The organism is Streptomyces sp. RP5T, assembly GCF_003933965.1.
Taxonomy (GTDB): Bacteria; Actinomycetota; Actinomycetes; order Streptomycetales; family Streptomycetaceae; genus Streptomyces.
Genome location: NZ_RSAJ01001197.1, coordinates 1 through 826, shown reverse-complemented (window position 1 = coordinate 826; position 826 = coordinate 1). Strand labels below are relative to the sequence as shown.

1 pseudogene is annotated in these 826 nt (G+C 75.4%); it reads left to right on the top strand.

The features are described from left to right. Positions 1 to 43 precede the first annotated feature (43 nt). Positions 44 to 826 (top strand): annotated as a pseudogene (locus tag EHS43_RS45360) (hypothetical protein); the annotation flags it as partial.

Below are 826 nucleotides of genomic sequence, written 5' to 3'. Positions count from 1 at the left end.
GCCGGACGAGGCGGGACCGGACTGGTTCCGGGACAGCGTCGGCATGGTCCTTCCGGCAGGAGATCCCGCACTTCCACCGGTCATCCGCCGCTGGGGCATCGGCCACGTCTGCCTCCCCGCCTCCCTCCCCCCGGGCACACCGGAGTTCACCGCGCTGCTGACCGGGGCCCGCGACCAGGGACTGCACGTCCTGGCGGAACTGACACCCCCGGACGAGCACACCCCGCACGCCGAACTGCTCGGCCGGGCCCGTGACTTGCTGGAGGAACCGGTCGACGGACTCCGCCTCACCGGCGACACGGACGACTGGCCGCCACCGTTGCTCGGCCGCCTGCGCCATCTGCTGGCCGCGTATCCCCGGGCGACGGTGATCACGACCGGTACAGCCCCCTTCGGCGCGGGACACGTGCGGCTGGGGCCCCCGCCGGATCCGGGGACCGACGTCGACACCGAGCCCGGAACGGCAGTGGACCTGCGGCCCGGCACGACGGTGGATGCGCCGTCCGAACCGCACGCGGCCCCGACCTCTCGGCCGTACCGCGGATGGGCGCTGCCGGACGGCCTCCCGTACCCCCGGGCGGCCCTGCTGCTGGCGCTCCCCGGCTGCCACGAGGTTCCGGCGGCCGCTCTGTTCGCGCCGGGCCAGGAGCCCTCGCCGTTACGGCCTTTGCTGGCGGCACGGGCCGGGCAGCTCGCGTTGCGGCACGGGCGGGTGGAGCGGGTGCCGACCGGGATCGCGGGGGTGGCGGGGATCCGCAGGGACCACGCGGGTCAGACCGTGCTGTGCGTGACGAGCACGGTCGGGGTGCCGGTCACGGCCCGGGTT